The following is a 16,990-nucleotide window of genomic DNA, read 5'->3' on the forward strand; positions in this document are numbered from 1 at the left end:
GTGGATGCCGCTATCGCAAGCAGAATCAGCCGATTCTGCCGAGATGAAAGCAAAGTCATGCGGGACAATATCTTTCGTTTTGCCAAAATAAATCTTGTTTTTTGCTTTCAATTTATTGACATCTTTCAAATCCCTGGCCTAGAGTCGGTGCAACGCTTTCGAAACGCCCGGGGAAACGGGTTTGGGGGTCGTGTGGAGAACCGCGTTCGTCGTTCGCCGCTGTTGCCGGCGATCGCGCTGCCGGCCCTGCTGCTGGTGGCGGCCACCGTCGTCGCCGAGCCGGTCGGCAACCTGCGCACGGTCGCCGCCGGCACCAGCCGCGACGGCCTGCAGGGCTGGGACCTGCAGACCGACCGCGGCGTGCGCCTGCGCATCGAACTGCCGGCGGCCGACATCGTGCGCGTGCAGGCCGGGCGCCACGGCACGCTCACCGGCGCCGGCGACAAGGCCACGCCGATCGTGCTGCCGCAACCCAAGGCCGCGGTGCAGGCGCAACTGGAAGACGATGCGCAGGAGCTGCGCGTGCGTACCGACGCGCTGGTGCTGCACGTGCAGCGGCAACCGCTGCGGCTGCGCCTGGAGCGCCTGGAACAGGGCCGCGCGGTCGCGCTGTGGCAGGAACTGCAGCCGCTGGACCTGGATGCCGCGCAGAGCGTGCAGGTGCTGTCCTCGCAGGCCGACGAAGCCTATTACGGCGGCGGCCAGCAGAACGGGCGCTATCAGTTCAAGGGCCGCGAACTGGAGGTGTCGTATTCCGGCGGCTGGGAGGAGGGCGATCGCCCGAGCCCGGCGCCGATGCTGCTCAGCAGCCGCGGCTGGGGCATGCTGCGCAATACCTGGAGCGACGGCAGCTACGACCTGCGCCAGCCCGACCAGGCCACGCTGCTGCACCGCGAAGACCGCTTCGACGCCTACTACTTCGTCGGCGCCGACCTGCCGGCCCTGATCGAGCGCTATACCCGGCTGACCGGCCGCCCGAGCATGCTGGCGCGCTGGTCGCTGTCCTACGGCGATGCCGATTGCTACAACGACGGCGACAACGCCAAGAAGCCCGGCACCGTGCCCGGCGGCTGGCACGACGGCCCCACCGGCACCACCCCGGACGTGGTCGACAGCGTGGCGCGGCAATACCGCGAGCACGACATGCCCGGCGGCTGGATCCTGCCCAACGACGGCTACGGCTGCGGCTACACCAGGCTGCCGGAGACCGTGCAGGGCCTGGCCCGCTATGGCTTCCGCACCGGCCTGTGGACCGAGAACGGCGTGGACAAGATCGCCTGGGAAGTTGGCAAGGCCGGCAGCCGCGTGCAGAAGCTCGACGTGGCCTGGACCGGCAAGGGCTACCAGTTCGCGATGGACGCCAACCACCAGGCCTACGACGGCATCCTCGCCAACTCCGACGCGCGCCCGTTCCTGTGGACGGTCATGGGCTGGGCAGGCATCCAGCGCTACGCGGTGGCCTGGACCGGCGACCAGAGCAGCAGTTGGGACTACATCCGCTGGCATGTGCCGACCCTGATCGGCTCCGGCCTGTCGGGCATGGCCTACGCCGCCGGCGACGTCGATGCGATCTTCGGCGGCAGCGCCGAGACCTTCACCCGCGACCTGCAGTGGAAGGCCTTCACCCCGGTGCTGATGGGCATGAGCGGCTGGTCGTCGAACGCGCGCAAGCATCCGTGGTGGTACGACGAGCCGTACCGCAGCATCAACCGCGATTACCTGAAGCTGAAAATGCGCCTGACCCCGTACATGTACGGCCTGGTGCACGACGCCGCGCAGACCGGCGCGCCGCCGGTGCGCGGATTGATGTGGGAGGACCCACGCGATCCGCACGCACAGGACGAGACCTACAAGACCCAGTTCCTGCTCGGCCGCGACCTGCTGGTGGCGCCGGTATACCGCAGCCAGGCGGCCAGCCACGGCTGGCGGCGCGACATCCATCTGCCGGCCGGCGGCTGGATCGACTACTGGGACGGCCGCCGCGTGCAGGCCGGCGCCGATGGCCGTCAGCTCGATCGCCAGGTCGACCTGGCCACGCTGCCGCTGTTCGTGCGTGCCGGCGCGATCCTGCCGATGTACCCGGCGATGCTGTACGACGGCGAGAAGCCGCTGGACGAGGTGACCTTCGACCTGTATCCGCAGGGGACCTCGCAGTACACGCTGTACGAGGACGACGGCAACACCCGCCGCTACCAGCAGGGCGAGTCCAGCACGCAGGTGGTGCGCATGCAGGCGCCGGCGCAGGGCAGCGGCCCGGTGCAGGTGTGGATCGATCCGGTGCAAGGCCGTTACGCCGGACAGCTGTCGCAGCGCCGCTATGCCTTGCGCGTGCTCGCGCGGCAGGCGCCGCGGTCGGTGCAGGTCGGCGAACGCGCGCTGCCCGCGCTCGCCGACGCCGCGGCCCTCGCCCAGGCCAGCGAAGGCTGGTACTTCGACGCCAAGGAGCGCCGCGGCACCGTGCACGTGCGCACCGCCGTGCAGGACATCCGTCAGCCGTTGCAACTGCGGCTGGACTTCCCGGTCGCCGCCGCTGCGGCCGACGACGCCTATCCGCCGGCGCCGGAGCTGGGCCGCGCGCTGCCCGCCGACAGCCTGCTGGTGGTCAACCGCCCGGCCGAGGAGCCCGGGCACCCGCTGGAGAACGCCTTCGACGACGACCCGGGCACCTGGTTCCGCAGCGTGCGCAACCAGGCCGTGCGTACCGGTGCGCACGAATGGGTGATCGGTTTCGGCGAGCGCAAGATGATCGACGGCATCGAGTTGGCGCCGCGCAACGACAAGAACTGGAAGCACGGCCAGGTGCGCGACTACGAGGTCTACCTGGGCGACAGCAACGGCGAGTGGGGCGAGCCGGTGGCGCGCGGTCACCTGCGCCTGCAGGAAGGCGTGCAGCGCATCGACTTCCCCGCGCATGCCGGCCGCCTGCTGCGCTTCCGCGTGCTGAGCGTGCAGAACCCCGAGGGCGACGGCGCCGACAGCAACGATCCGATGGTCGTCGCCGCGCAGCGCCGCCCGCGCGCCTTCGACGCGCTGCAGCCGCGCGACGTCGGCCCGATCGCGCTGTCCACCTTCCACATCCTCGAGCACCCGGCGCCGGAACGGCCGGCGCAGCAGCGTTACTTGTCCGAACTGGCGTTGCCGGCGGCGCTGGCCGGTCGCGTGCGTGCCGACCAGGCCTTGCGCGGCGATGCCGGCATGCGCATGAACGGCCTGCAGTTCCGCCGCGGCCTGGGCGTGGGCGCCGACAGCCGCCTCGACCTGCGCCTGCACGGCGACTGGCGCCTGCTGCGCGCCGACCTGGGCATCGACGACGCCTGCCGCAGCGCCGGCGGCCTGCAGTTCCAGGTCTGGGGCGATGGCCGCCTGCTCTACGACAGCGGTCTGGTCAGCGCGCCGGGCGTGGTCAAGCCGGAACTGGACATCCGCGGCCTGTCCACGCTGAGCCTGCGCACGCTCGGCGCGCAGGGTCCGCAGCCTGCCCAGGTCTGCGCCAATTGGGCCAACGCCGTACTGATCGGCCAGGAGGGCGACACCGCCAGCTTCGTCGCCCCATGACCGCCCCGTAACACCGCTCCTCCCCCGCCTTTCCCGACTGCGGCCGCCTGGCCGTGGCCCGGGAGCGCTTTGCCCGCCGATTCCGCGTTCGCGCCGCACCCTGCCAGGAGAGAACCCCGATGTTGCCCGCCCGTCACCGCCATCCCCGCTGTCGCCCGCTCGCTCCGTTGACCCTGGCCATCGCCGGTGTCCTGCTCGCCGCCCTGCAACCCGCCGCCGCACAGGACAGTCAGGCCGCCACCGACCTGGCCCGGGTCGAAGTCACCGGCTCCAACATCCGCCGCACCGACGTGGAGACCGCCTCGCCGGTGCAGGTGATCAGCAAGCAGGACATCCAGGCGATGGGCGCGCGCACCCTGCTGCAGGTGCTCGACAACCTGCCCGCGGCGCGGCCGGCGCAACAGGACGCGCGCTCGCTGTTCACCGGTTCCGATGGCGCCTCGCAGGCCAATCTGCGCGGCCTCGGCGCGCAGGGCACGCTGGTGCTGTTGAACGGCCGCCGCCTGTCGTACTACGGCGCGCCGGCCGGCTTCCAGACCCAGTTCGTCAACATCGATGCGATCCCGGCCGCGGCGATCGAGCGCATGGAAGTGCTGACCGACGGCGCCTCGGCGGTGTACGGCACTGACGCGGTGGCCGGCGTCATCAACGTGATCACCAAGCGCAACTTCCAGGGTGCGGAGATCAATTTCAGCAACGACACCTCCAGCCGCATCGACTCCTACGGCGAGCACCAGGCCAGCATCACCGCCGGCTTCGGCGACCTCACCGAGAACCGCTTCAATGTCTATGGCGCGGTCAACGTTTACAGGCGCGATGCGATCCCGCTGCGCGACTTCTACGACAAGCGCCCGGCGCAGTACTACGTCAACAATCCCAACTACCTGACCAACCTGCGCCTGGGCGTGGGCAGCAAGCCGGGCCAGTTCAATCCGGGCAGCTACTTCGCCTTCGACCCGGTCACCGGGCGCCGCGTGCAGGAAGCCGCACCGGGCTGCCAGAACGTGCTGGCCAGCGAGGCCGCCGGCCCGCGCTGCGTGTGGGAAACCTGGTTGAACAACGAGATCGACGCCGGCGCCAAGTCCGAACGCAACACCGCCTACCTCAACGGCACCTTCCTGGTCGGCGCCAGCACCGAACTGTTCGCCGAGGCCACCTACACCGACATCGACCTGCGCGCCAACGGCGGCACCCCGCGCGCGTTCAACACCACCACCGGCAACCCCACCAGCTGGTTCTCGCGCAACACCGGCAACACCGTCAACCAGTTCCTGTATCCGTTCCTCGGGCCCAATAACGAGTACAACCATGCCAGCCCGCAGTTGAAGGCGATGATGGGCGGGGTGGTCGGCCTGCAGTACCTGCTGCAGGACGCCGGCCCCGACTACTTCGGCCAGCGCAACACCGACAAGAGCTACCGCGTGCTCGGTGGCGCGCGCGGCAGCTTCGGCGACTGGAACTGGGAAACCGCCTTCGCCACCGCCGGCACCCACTCGGTCACCTACCAGACCGTCAACGTCAACGTGAAAGGCTTCGAGAAGGCGTTCGGCCCGTTCACCATCGACCCGGGCACCGGCCGGGTGATCATCTCCGACCACCCGGCGTACAGGTTCGGCGAGATCAGCGCCGCCAACGCCGCGCTGATCCGCGAAGCATTCCCCACCTTCGACATCGAATCGTGGACGCGCCTGCACACCCTCGACGGCAAGATCGAAGGCCCGCTGTTCCAGTTGCCGGCCGGCGAGATGCGCGCCGCGTTCGGCTTCAACGCCAGCCGCGAGACGTTTTACACCCCCGGCAACCCGGACGCGGCCAACGGCCTGATCACCCAGCAGGGCGGCTCCTGGTTCGATGGCAAGCGCAACACCTATGCGTTGTTCGCCGAGACCGTCGCGCCGATCACCGACAAGCTGGAACTCGACGCCGCGTTGCGCGCCGACAAGTACCCGAACTTCAGCACCAACCTCGCGCCCAAGGTCGGCTTCAAGTACCAGGCCTTCGAGCAACTGCTGCTGCGCGGCACCTATTCCACCGGCTTCCGCGCGCCGAGCCTGGCCGAGTCCGGCAGCGGCGGCGTCTATGCGCAGCTGGGCGGCTATCGCGACGAGGTGCGCTGCGGCGAGACCAACGCCATCGCCAACCTGCTGCTGCAGTCGCGCCGCAGCGGCGACGTGGATCTGGGCAAGAGCCTGCTCAATGCCGACTGCAGCCGCACCGTGGCGCGCATGACCCAGCCGAACCCGGACCTGAAGCCGGAGAAGGCCAAGATCGCCACGCTCGGCTTCGTCTACGAGCCGGCCAACTGGCTGTCGGTCTCGGCCGACTACTGGTTCATCTATCGCGACAACGAGATCGTCGCCCCGGACTACCGCCGCGCCGGCGACATCACCGCGATGACCCGCTCGCCGATCACCGACAGCGACCGCGCCAACCTCGCCCAGCTGGCGGCGATGTGCGCCGATCCGGCCAGCGGCGTGGCCTGCCCGGGCACGCTCCCAGGCTACAGCGTGGGCAATGTCGCCAGTGTGGTCGGGCAGTACCGCAACCGCGGCAAGACCCTGGTCGACGGCTTCGACATCGACGCGCGCAGCCGCTTCTCGCTCGGCCAGTGGGGCGGGCTGAACATCGGCCTGGCCGCCACCATCGCCAACCGCAACCGCTTCTACATGGACCAGGACAGCGGCTGGTACTACGGCGACGTGGTCGGCTACTACAACAACCCGCGCCTGCGCGCCACGCTCAACGCCGACTGGACCTACCGCCAGGTCACCACCAGCATGTTCGTCAACTACGTCGGCGGCACCAAGTGGGCCACCGACCGGATCGACGCCGAGGACAACAACCCGCAGACCTGCACCGCCGGCTACCTCAAGCTGCAGCCGAGCAAGTGCGATGGCGCGCCGTCGTGGTGGACCGCCAACCTCAGCGTCACCTGGCGCCCGGACGACGCCTGGAACCTGAGCTTCACCGTCAAGAACCTGTTCGACCGCCTGCCGTTCTACGATCCGAACAGCTTCCTGGGCGATTCCAGCGACTACGCCACCATCTTCGGCCGCGGCTACAGCGTGACCATCGGCTACCGCTTCAAGTGAGCGCACCTGCAGCAGCATGCGTGCCGGCCGACGCCGGCGCGCATCCAAGAGGAGACCGCACCACATGAAACGACGCGACTTCATCGCCGCCGGCGCTGCCATCGCCGCCAGCAGCCTGCTGCCGCAGACACCGGCCTGGGCGCGCAAGCGCACCCTGCGCCTGGCCATGATCGGCACCGGCATGCGCGGCCAGGTGCTGCTGACCGAACTGCTGCGCCGCGACGACGTGGAACTGGTCGCCCTGTGCGACAGCGAGCCGATCATGCTCGGCCGCGCCATGGCCATGGTCGCCAAGGCCGGCAAGCCCGCACCCACCGCCTACGGCCAGGACCGCGATGCCAGCGCCTGGAAGCGCGTGCTGGCGCACAAAGGCCTGGATGGCGTAATCGTGGCCACGCCCTGGGAGTGGCACGCGCCGATGGCGATCGCGGCGATGCAGGCCGGTGTGGCGGTCGGCTGCGAAGTGGTGGCCGGCATCACCCTGCAGGACCACTGGGACGTGCTCAACGCCCAACTCGCCACCGGCACCCCGTACATGCTGCTGGAGAACGTCTGCTACCGCCGCGACGTGATGGCCGCGCTGCAGATGGTGCGGCAGGGCCTGTTCGGCGAACTGGTGCATCTGCAGGCCGGCTACCAGCACGATCTGCGCGGGGTGAAGTTCAACTCCGGCGACCCGGACCAGCCCTACGACAGCGGCGTGGAGTTCGGCGCCAAGGGCTGGAGCGAAGCGCGCTGGCGCACCGCGCATTCGGTGCAGCGCAACGGCGAGCTGTACCCCAGCCACGGCATCGGCCCGTGCGCGATGTACGCCGGCATCAACCGCGGCAACCGCATCACCCACCTCAACGCGTTCGCCAGCAAGGCCCGCGGCCTGCACGACTACACCGTGGCCAAGAGCGGCGGCAACACCCATCCCAGCACCAAAGTGGCGTTCAAGCTGGGCGACGTCGTCACCACCACCCTGGCCTGCGCCAATGGCCAGACCATCCTGCTGCAGCACGACACCTCGCTGCCGCGTCCCTACTCGATGGGCTTCCGCGTGCAGGGCACCAAGGGCCTGTGGATGGATCTCAACCAGTCGATCCACCTCGAAGGCCGCAGCCCGCCGCACCAATGGGAAGCCTTCAAGCCCTACCAGGACCAATACGAGCATCCGCTGTGGACGCGCTACGCCGCCACCGCGGCCGGCGCCGGCCACGGCGGCATGGACTGGTTCGTCATCCACTCCTTCGTCGAAGCACTGAAGGCGAGGGCACCGATGCCGATCGACATCTACGACGCCGTGACCTGGAGCGCGATCACCCCGCTCTCCGAACAGTCGATCGCCAGCGGCTTCCAGACCGTCGCATTCCCGGATTTCACCGCGGGCGCGTGGCGCCAGCGCACGCCGATCTTTGCGTTCGACGGCACGTACTGAGCGCGGTCGCCCCGGTACTCCACGCCTTGCATCCGTGCCGGGTGGCGGCCGGGTGTTTCGCTCCACGGACACTTGCATGTCAAACACCAGCGGCTATAGTGCCGCGCGTGGTGCGCTCCGGCGCGCTTTTTTCTGCGTGTCCAGTGTTGCGGTCGGGCCGATTCGCCTTGGGTGGATGGCCGGCCTGGGCTGGGCGTCGATCATCCTTTAGCCGTCAGTGAGCGCAATGAACGCACCCCTCTTGGAACTCGTCGAGCTTCTTTCTTCCGGCAGCACCGAACCCGACGAACGAAGCGAGATCGTTCGGGACATCGAAGCCTTCCTGCCGGAGCTGGAGTGGACAGAGTGCGAGGAACAGGCGTATGCAATCGCGATCACCGCGGCGATGGAGCGTTACTCCGCCAACGGCGACAAGATGATCGATGTCCACCACGAGCTCTGCCAGATGATGGGCGACGCATTCCCTGCCTTTCCCAAGAACGTGGGGACGCAGACCGAGTACTTCACCTGGCTGGATCGCCACCTTGCCGAGTGGACGGACGAAGGCGACGGCTACGACGTGGTGGACATCGACGATATGACCACCGAAGACCAGCACCTGTTTGTGGTCTACCGGCGCGACGTGCCGCGCATTCTCGAGATTGCGGCGTCGTTGGGCGTGCCCGCCAGGCGTCCGCTGGACTACTGGCGCGGGCTCGGGTACGTCTGAGGTCTGGCACCTTGTCAGGGGGATGCCGCAAAGCGGAGAGTCGAGCTTCCGGCTTGAAGTGCGGATTCAAAGATGGCAGGTAGAGGATTCAATCCGCGCACCCGTGAGGGTGCGATCGGCGAACTCCGCCATGCCGAACAGCATGGACTCGTTTCAACCCACGCACTGGTTAGGGTGCGACGGGGCCACGGTCTATCGCCGGGCAGCCGTATTCGGTGTTTCAACCCACACACCCGTGAGGGTGCGACTCGGCGCTGTATTCTTCGCGCAGTTCGTCGATGTCGTTTCAATCCATGCACCCGTGAGAGTGCGACAGGTGCTGCACCAGCATGCCCAATGGGAACGACTTTTTTCAATCCACACACCCGTGAAGGTGCGACACCGCGGCGCGGCGCATCAAGGTCGCCTGGGGCGAGTTTCAATCCACGCACCCGTGAGGGTGCGACAAGAGCGTAAGGCGCGCAGCAGTCGCAACGCCTGGTTTTAACCCACTCACCCGAGAGGGTGCGACTTATCCCAACGAAGTGGGCAAGATCCAGTGCGTGTTTCAACCCGCACACCCATGAGGGTGCGACGTTGATCTCATCATCGGCAGAACCTACGCGGACATTTTTCAATCCACGCACCCGTGAAGGTGCGACGTGTTCACTGACCGGAAAGGGCCGCGCTTGAACGCGTTTCAACCCACGCACCCGTGAGGGTGCGACGTGCTGCCTTCAGCACTTCGTCCAGGGCACCATGGTTTCAATCCACGCACCCGTGAGGGTGCGACGACAACCCGGTAGCGGTTGCTTACTACCTCGCAAAGTTTCAATCCACGCACCCGTGGGGGTGCGACGGTCGAACCGCGGTGGGCGACGCGCCAGCAGTTCGGTTTCAATCCACGCACCCGTGAGGGTGCGACCATCGAAATGGAGGCGTACAGCTTGCAGGGCATGTTTCAATCCACGCACCCGTGAGGGTGCGACAGTTGCGAGATTTGCCATCGGTCAGTCCCAGAGCGTTTCAATCCACGCACCCGTGAGGGTGCGACTGAAGGCGACGAACTGGCCCGCCACAACTACGATGGTTTCAATCCACGCACCCGTGAGGGTGCGACCTCCATTCGGCGGGCCATCCTGTTCGTCTCGGCTTGTTTCAATCCACGCACCCGTGAGGGTGCGACGCGATTCCCGGCCGCCGGCGAGCTGCTGAAGCGGTTTCAATCCACGCACCCGTGAGGGTGCGACTTCGGCGAGCATTCGGCGACTTGTTCGCTAGTGAAGTTTCAATCCACGCACCCGTGAGGGTGCGACCTTACGGCGCCAGTAAAGCCGCCGACGTTGTTACCGTTTCAATCCACGCACCCGTGAGGGTGCGACAAGTAGCCGCGAAGATGTCGGGCTTGCAGGGGTAGTTTCAATCCACGCACCCGTGAGGGTGCGACCTGCATCACGGCTAGGCCTGCATCAGCGACGAAGGGTTTCAATCCACGCACCCGTGAGGGTGCGACAGTGCCGATTTCGCCACCGATCATTGCCTTGACCGTTTCAATCCACGCACCCGTGAGGGTGCGACGAGCAACCGGCTCAGGCCGTCCAGAATCTCGTTGTGTTTCAATCCACGCACCCGTGAGGGTGCGACCAGATCCAAGCTCTGCAGGGGCGCTGTTAAGCACGTTTCAATCCACGCACCCGTGAGGGTGCGACGCCCTGGCGCAGCGCCCTGCGCGCGACCCGCGCAAGTTTCAATCCACGCACCCGTGAGGGTGCGACGCGCACGTTGCCTTCCGCGTCGATGCTGTCTAGCGAGTTTCAATCCACGCACCCGTGAGGGTGCGACCGGATAGCGACTTCCGGCTTTCCCCCCTCGCTGAAGTTTCAATCCACGCACCCGTGAGGGTGCGACAACGGACCACCGCACGTTTGGCTTTGCAGTCGCGAGTTTCAATCCACGCACCCGTGAGGGTGCGACGCCCCGACTGTCGTGATGACGAGTCAGCCCAAATGTTTCAATCCACGCACCCGTGCGCCACCGAATCCAGGCCGGCTTCCGCGCGCAGAACGGTCGGAAAGTCGACGTCCACGCCTGCTTCGATCAGGCTGGTCGCGACCAGCCGGCACGGCCTGCCCGCTTTCAGGTCATCGCGTATCTGCGCCAATGCCACACTGCGATGCCGCGCGTGCATCAGCGTGGTCAGGTGGCGTGCGCCGTGTTGTTCGGCGATGGCGTCGAACAGAGCGCGGGCATGGCGACGATTGTTGACGATGCACAGGACCTGCGCGCGTTGCCGCAACTGTTCGCCCAGCGCGTCGTCTTCCAGCGTGCCGACATGTCGCACTCGCACGCGGCGCAACTGCGCATACAGCGTCTCCGGGTCCGCCACCAGTTCCTCGACGTGTTCCAGCCCGTCGGGGAAGCCCTGGTCCTGGCGCAGCGCGGGCTGGGTGGCGGTGCACAGCACCGGGCTGACCCGGTAGTTGCGGGCCAACTCGTCCAGCAGCGCTACACACGGACGCAGCAGTTTCTGCGGAAGCGTCTGCGCTTCGTCCAGGATCACCACGCTGCCGGCGATGTTGTGCAGTTTGCGGCAGCGCGCGGGGCGGTCGGCGACCAGGCTCTCGAAGAACTGCACGGAGGTGGTGACCACGATCGGCGCATCCCAGTTCTCCATCGCCAGCTTGCGCTTGTCGATCGATTGCAGTTCCTTGGACGGATCGTCGAAGAACGCGCTGTGATGTTCCAGCACCACGTCGTCGCGGTCGCGGACGTCGAGTGCGTTGCGAAACACCGCGGCGGTCTGATCGACGATGCTGGTGAACGGAATCACGTAGATCACCCGGCGCAAGCCGTGCGCGATGGCGTGATCCAGTGCGAACGCCAGCGAAGCCAGGGTCTTGCCGCCGCCGGTCGGCACGGTGAGCGAGAACAGGCCGGGACGCGCGTGCGCCCTGGCCCGCGCCTCGCGCAGGATCCTGGTGCGGATCGGGTTGATGCCGCCTTCGGTGGGAAAGCCGGCCAGATGACGGTCCAGCCGTTCCCTCAACTGCAGCAGCGTCGGTCGCGTGCCGGTCTCCTCGGCGCGTGTCTTGCGTCCTTCCACACGCCGGTAGAAGTCGTCGGTATCGACGAAATCGGCATCTACCAGGCAGGAGAACAGCATGCGCGCGAGGACCGTCATCTGGAACGCCCGGCGCTCTGTGCGAGGGTGGCCGCTGAATCCTGTCGGGAATTCCAGCTTGGCGGGTAGCACGATCTCGCGCTTCCAGTCTTGCAGTAACGGCGGCAAGGCGTGCGCTTGGTACTCGTCCGAAAGCCGTTCGCGCAGCGAGGAGCGGGATGTCAGATCGTCGCGCTGTCCATCTGCCAGCCCCGCATGATGCCCGGCGATGCCGTAGGCCAGCAGCGTGCCGCCATTGCCGTACAGCTCGCAGGCCTTCCGCGCGCCCCAGGTCGCATGGTCCACTCTGGACGGGTCGCCATTCAGGCGCGCCTGGAATTTTTCGGTGTACTTGCCAAGATCGTGCAGTTGCCCGGCGACGCGCGCCATCGTCTGCCCGCCGAATGCGGCGGCGTAGCCTGCGGCGCGCTCGCCGACACCATTCAAATGCTCGGCCAGCCTTTGCCAATCGTGACGATCCCGGCGCTCGGTCGAGTGCGCGTAGAAATCCATGTTGTCCCCCTGTTCCATGTCCTATGGAAACGCATCGGCGTGGCCGGTGCCGTGCCGAGCATACGCCGCTCGCGCCGAGGCGGTGGAGACAAAATCGCCGGATAGCCGGTGCTGCCTCGGGAAGGCGCAATGAATCGCACTGGTGGGCCGCAAGACCCCGCGCTTTGCCCGCAGCCGGCAGACACGCGACAATGGACGGCCGATGTCCGGCGGTTGGCGGCATCGCGAAACTACAAGAAAACATACGCCGCCGTACTGTCGGTGCTGCCTATTTCCCCCTGCCAGAGGTCATCCGTCGCGTCATGTCGAATACGCCCAAGATCCTGTACACGCTCACCGATGAAGCCCCGTACCTGGCGACGCAGTCGCTGCTGCCGATCGTCGCCGCGTTCGCCGGCACTGCCGGCATCGCCGTGGAGACCCGCGACATTTCGCTGGCCGGCCGCCTGATCTCGCAGTTCCCCGAATACCTGCGCGAGGACCAGCGCATCGCCGACGACCTGGCCGAGCTGGGCCAGCTGGCGACCACGCCGGAAGCCAACATCATCAAGCTGCCCAACATCAGCGCCTCGGTGCCGCAGCTCAAGGCCGCGATCAAGGAACTGCAGCAGCAGGGCTATGCGCTGCCGGACTACGTGGACGAGCCGAAGGACGAGAAGGAGAAGGAGGCCAAGGCGCGCTACGACAAGGTCAAGGGCAGCGCGGTCAATCCGGTGCTGCGCGAGGGCAATTCCGATCGCCGCGCGCCGGCCTCGGTGAAGAACTACGCGCGCAAGCACCCGCACCGCATGGGCGCGTGGAGTGCCGAGTCCAAGTCGCACGTGGCGCACATGGACGCCGGCGATTTCTACGGCAGCGAGCGTTCGGCGCTGATCGAACAGGCCGGCAGCGTCAGGATCGAGCTGGTCGGCAAGGACGGCGCGGTGACCGTGCTGAAGGAAAAGACCGCGGTGCAGGCCGGCGAGCTGATCGACGCGGCGGTGATGAGCAAGCGTGCGCTGGCCGCCTTCGTGCAGGCGCAGATCGCCGATGCCAAGCAGCAGGGCGTGCTGTTCTCGCTGCACCTGAAGGCGACGATGATGAAGGTCTCCGACCCGATCATGTTCGGCGTGGTCGTCGAAGCGTTCTACCGCGACGTGCTGGACAAGCATGCCGCCACGCTCAAGCAGGTGGGCTTCGATGCCAACAACGGCATCGGCGACCTGTACGCGCGCATCGCCAGCCTGCCCGAAGCGCAGCGTACTGCGATCGAGGCCGACCTGCAGGCGCTGTACGCGCAGCGTCCGGCGCTGGCGATGGTCAACTCCGACAAGGGCATCACCAACCTGCACGTGCCCAGCGATGTGATCGTCGATGCGTCGATGCCGGCGATGATCCGCGACTCCGGCAAGATGTGGAACGCCGAAGGCAAGCTGCAGGACACCAAGGCGGTGATCCCGGACCGCTGCTACGCCGGCGTGTACCAGGCGGTGATCGAGGACTGCAAGCTGCATGGTGCGTTCGACCCGGCGACGATGGGCAGCGTGCCCAACGTCGGCCTGATGGCGCAGAAGGCCGAGGAATACGGCTCGCACGACAAGACCTTCCAGATTCCGGTCGACGGCACCGTGCGCGTCACCGACGCCGACGGCACGGTGCTGCTGGAGCATGCGGTGGAAGCCGGCGACATCTGGCGCATGTGCCAGACCAAGGACGCGCCGATCCAGGACTGGGTCAAGCTGGCGGTCGAGCGCGCGCGCCTGAGCGCCACCCCGGCGGTGTTCTGGCTGGATCCGCAGCGCGCCCACGATGCGCTGATGATCCAGAAGGTGGAGCGCTACCTGCAGGACCACGACCTCAACGGCCTGGACATCCGCATCCTGCCGCCGGTGGAAGCCACCGCGTTCTCGCTGCAGCGCATCCGCAAGGGCGAGGACACCATCTCGGTCACCGGCAACGTGCTGCGCGACTACCTCACCGACCTGTTCCCGATCATGGAGCTGGGCACCAGCGCCAAGATGCTGTCGATCGTGCCGCTGATGGCCGGCGGCGGTCTGTTCGAGACCGGTGCCGGCGGTTCGGCGCCCAAGCACGTGCAGCAGTTCGTCGAAGAGAACTACCTGCGCTGGGATTCGCTGGGCGAGTTCCTGGCGCTGGCGGCGTCGCTGGAGCACCTGGGCCAGCGTCACCACAACGCCGCCATCGGCGTGCTGGCGCGCACCCTGGACCAGGCCAACGGCCAGTTCCTGGACAACGACAAGTCGCCCTCGCGCAAGGTCGGCGGCCTGGACAACCGCGGTAGCCACTTCTACCTCGCCATGTACTGGGCGCAGGCGCTGGCCGCACAGGACGAGGACGCCGCGCTGAAGGCCCGCTTCGCCCCGCTGGCCAAGCAGCTGACCGAGCAGGAAGCGACCATCGTCGCCGAGCTCAACGGCGTGCAGGGCCAGCCGGTCGACATCCAGGGCTATTACCGTCCGAACCTGGAGCTGATCGGCAAGGCGATGCGGCCGAGCAAGACCCTCAACGACGCCCTGGCGACGTTGAACGCCTGATCGCCCGAACTGGCTGTGACGCAAGGGCCGCCCCTCGGGGCGGCCCTTTGCGTTTCCGGCGCAGGAAGCGTCCGGTAGGAGCAGCTTCAGCCGCGACAGGGCGTTCCCGGTACGGCCGGTCGCGGCTGAAGCCGCTTCTACGGCCGACCTGCGTCCGGCTCGATCCTGGCGAAGCGGGCTGCTGGATGTGCGCACGAGGCGGCGCGTGGCAGGGTGCCCGACACCCGCGCGACGCCACCATCTGGGTACACTGCGGGCATGCCCTCCACGCCGCTGCCGCTGCCGTCCGAACGCCGTGCCCTGGTCATCGGCCGCATCGTCTTCGAGGCGTTCGAGGACTACCACGCGCGCTTCGCGCAGATCTCCTCGCGTGCGCGCCAGCGCTTCGAGGCGCGCGACTGGAGCGCCGCGCGCGAGGATGCGATCGAACGCATCGCCCTGTACGACCAGTGCATCGCCGAGTGCATGCTGCGCCTGCGCGCGGTGCTGCTCGGCCAGGCGCACGATCGTGCGCTGTGGATCCGCGCGCGCGACCACTACGCCGAGCTGATCGCCGCGCTGATCGACCAGGAACTGTACAAGACCTTCTACAACACCCTGACCCGGCGCTTCTTCCGCACCCAGGGCGTGGATGCGCAGATCGAGTTCGTGGCGCTGGACATCGAGCCCACCGACGCCATCACCCACCCGGTGGCGCGGCACAACTACGTGGTGTCCGAGGCGCGGCCGGTGGACGCGTTCGTGCGTGTGCTCGGCGACTACCGCTTCGACGTGCCGTACGCGCACCGCACCCGCTGCGCGGCGGCCATCGCGGTGCGGCTGCAGGACGACCTCGCCCACTGGGGCGAGAACCCGGTGCGCGGCATCGAACTGCTGGAGACGGTGTTCTATCGCGAGCGCCGCGCCTACCTGATCGGCCGCGTGTTCGGCGAACACCGCTTCTCGCCGTGCGTGATCGCCCTGGTCAACGACGAACAAGGCCTGCGCGCCGAGGCGGTACTGACCAAGCGCAACGACGTGGCGCAACTGTTCGGCATCTCGCGCAGCTATTTCCAGGCCGACCTGGCCACCGTCGGCGATGCGGTGGTGTTCCTGCGCAGCCTGCTGCCGCACAAGCCGATCGACGAGCTGTACACCATGCTCGGCCGCGCCAAGCAGGGCAAGACCGAGCGCTTCCGCACCTTCTTCCGCCACTTCCAGGCGCATCCCAACGAACAGCTGGTGCATGCCGAGGGCACGCCGGGCATGGTCATGGCGGTGTTCACCCTGCCCAGCTACCCGCTGGTGTTCAAGCTGATCCGCGACCGTTTCGCCTATCCGAAGACGATGAGCCGCGAGGAAGTGGAGGAGAAGTACGCGCTGGTGTTCAACCTCGATCGCGTCGGCCGCCTGCTCGACGCGCAGCCGTACCGCTCGCTGCGCTTCCCGCGCACGCGTTTCGCGCCGGCGCTGCTGAAAGAGTTGATGGAGGGCTGCGCGCGCAGCCTGCGCGAGGACGGCGACGACCTGATCGTCGAGCTGTGCTACGTGCAGCGGCGCCTGCGCCCGTTGAACCTGTACCTGCGCGAGCAGGGCGCCGAGGCCGCGCGCGAGGCGGCGCTGGACTACGCGCAGGCGATCAAGGACATGGCCCGCAACAACATCTTCCCCGGCGACATGCTGCTGAAGAACTTCGGCGTATCGCGGCAGGGCCGGGCAGTGTTCTACGACTACGACGAATTGTGCCTGGTCACCGACTGCAACTTCCGCGATTGGCCGCAGCCGCGCAACGAGGAAGAGGCGATGTCCGCCGAACCCTGGTTCCACGTCGCCCCGCGCGACGTGTTCCCGGAGCGCTTCGCGATGTTCATGGGTCTGCCCGCGGCCTCGCTGGAAGCGGTGCGGCATGCGCACGGCGAACTGTTCGATCCGCAGTGGTGGCGCGACCTGCAGGCGCGGCTGCGCGAGGACGACTATCCGGACGCGCCGCCTTACCCGGACGCGCTGCGCCTGGCCTGAGTTGCCGGCGGGCCGCCAGTGCGTTGTAAT

The 16,990-nt window shown here is 67.4% G+C and carries 6 protein-coding genes, 1 pseudogene and 1 CRISPR repeat array; of the genes and pseudogenes, 6 read left to right on the top strand and 1 reads right to left on the bottom strand.

The genetic code is table 11. The annotated features are described in order from the left end of the window. The first annotated feature begins 192 nt into the window (after positions 1 to 192). The 4 genes from SLW56_RS11405 to SLW56_RS11420 all read left to right on the top strand — a co-directional run bounded on the left by SLW56_RS11405 (position 193) and on the right by SLW56_RS11420 (position 8,776). Positions 193 to 3,555, top strand: a complete 3,363-nt coding sequence (locus SLW56_RS11405) for a TIM-barrel domain-containing protein (RefSeq protein ID WP_320694857.1) — start codon at positions 193 to 195, stop codon at positions 3,553 to 3,555. A gap of 119 nt (positions 3,556 to 3,674) precedes the next feature. Next, positions 3,675 to 6,647, top strand: a complete 2,973-nt coding sequence (locus SLW56_RS11410; protein WP_320694858.1) for a TonB-dependent receptor — start codon at positions 3,675 to 3,677, stop codon at positions 6,645 to 6,647. 64 nt (positions 6,648 to 6,711) lie between these two features. After that, a complete protein-coding gene (locus SLW56_RS11415; RefSeq protein ID WP_320694859.1) occupies positions 6,712 to 8,067 on the top strand; it encodes a Gfo/Idh/MocA family oxidoreductase in 1,356 nt (451 codons plus the stop codon). A 226-nt stretch (positions 8,068 to 8,293) separates the two neighbouring features. Further along, positions 8,294 to 8,776, top strand: a complete 483-nt coding sequence (locus SLW56_RS11420) for a hypothetical protein (RefSeq protein ID WP_320694860.1) — start codon at positions 8,294 to 8,296, stop codon at positions 8,774 to 8,776. 98 nt (positions 8,777 to 8,874) lie between these two features. Further along, positions 8,875 to 10,730: a CRISPR direct-repeat array (repeat unit 31 nt; unit sequence GTTTCAATCCACGCACCCGTGAGGGTGCGAC). A gap of 54 nt (positions 10,731 to 10,784) precedes the next feature. Here the strand turns inward: SLW56_RS11420 and SLW56_RS11425 are convergent. Further along, positions 10,785 to 12,428, bottom strand: a pseudogene (locus SLW56_RS11425) (CRISPR-associated endonuclease Cas3''); the annotation flags it as partial. 302 nt (positions 12,429 to 12,730) lie between these two features. Here SLW56_RS11425 and SLW56_RS11430 point away from each other — a divergent pair. Both SLW56_RS11430 and aceK read left to right on the top strand, forming a co-directional pair. Further along, the gene (locus SLW56_RS11430; protein ID WP_320694861.1) at positions 12,731 to 14,962 is read left to right on the top strand and encodes an NADP-dependent isocitrate dehydrogenase; all 2,232 of its coding nucleotides are present in this window, start codon (positions 12,731 to 12,733) and stop codon (positions 14,960 to 14,962) included. Positions 14,963 to 15,220: 258 nt separating this feature from the next. After that, positions 15,221 to 16,960, top strand: a complete 1,740-nt coding sequence (gene aceK, locus SLW56_RS11435) for a bifunctional isocitrate dehydrogenase kinase/phosphatase (protein ID WP_148828665.1) — start codon at positions 15,221 to 15,223, stop codon at positions 16,958 to 16,960. Positions 16,961 to 16,990 lie beyond the last annotated feature (30 nt).

The sequence above is a fragment of the Xanthomonas sp. LF07-6 genome, assembly GCF_034105445.1.
GTDB lineage: Bacteria > Pseudomonadota > Gammaproteobacteria > Xanthomonadales > Xanthomonadaceae > Xanthomonas_A > Xanthomonas_A sontii.

Excerpts from the sequence above, each read along its gene's own strand:
- SLW56_RS11410 (WP_320694858.1), top strand. The coding sequence starts at position 3,675 with ATGTTGCCCGCCCGTCACCGCCATCCCCGCTGTCGCCCGCTCGCTCCG.
- SLW56_RS11415 (WP_320694859.1), top strand. The coding sequence starts at position 6,712 with ATGAAACGACGCGACTTCATCGCCGCCGGCGCTGCCATCGCCGCCAGC.
- SLW56_RS11420 (WP_320694860.1), top strand. The coding sequence starts at position 8,294 with ATGAACGCACCCCTCTTGGAACTCGTCGAGCTTCTTTCTTCCGGCAGC.
- SLW56_RS11430 (WP_320694861.1), top strand. The coding sequence starts at position 12,731 with ATGTCGAATACGCCCAAGATCCTGTACACGCTCACCGATGAAGCCCCG.
- aceK (WP_148828665.1), top strand. The coding sequence starts at position 15,221 with ATGCCCTCCACGCCGCTGCCGCTGCCGTCCGAACGCCGTGCCCTGGTC.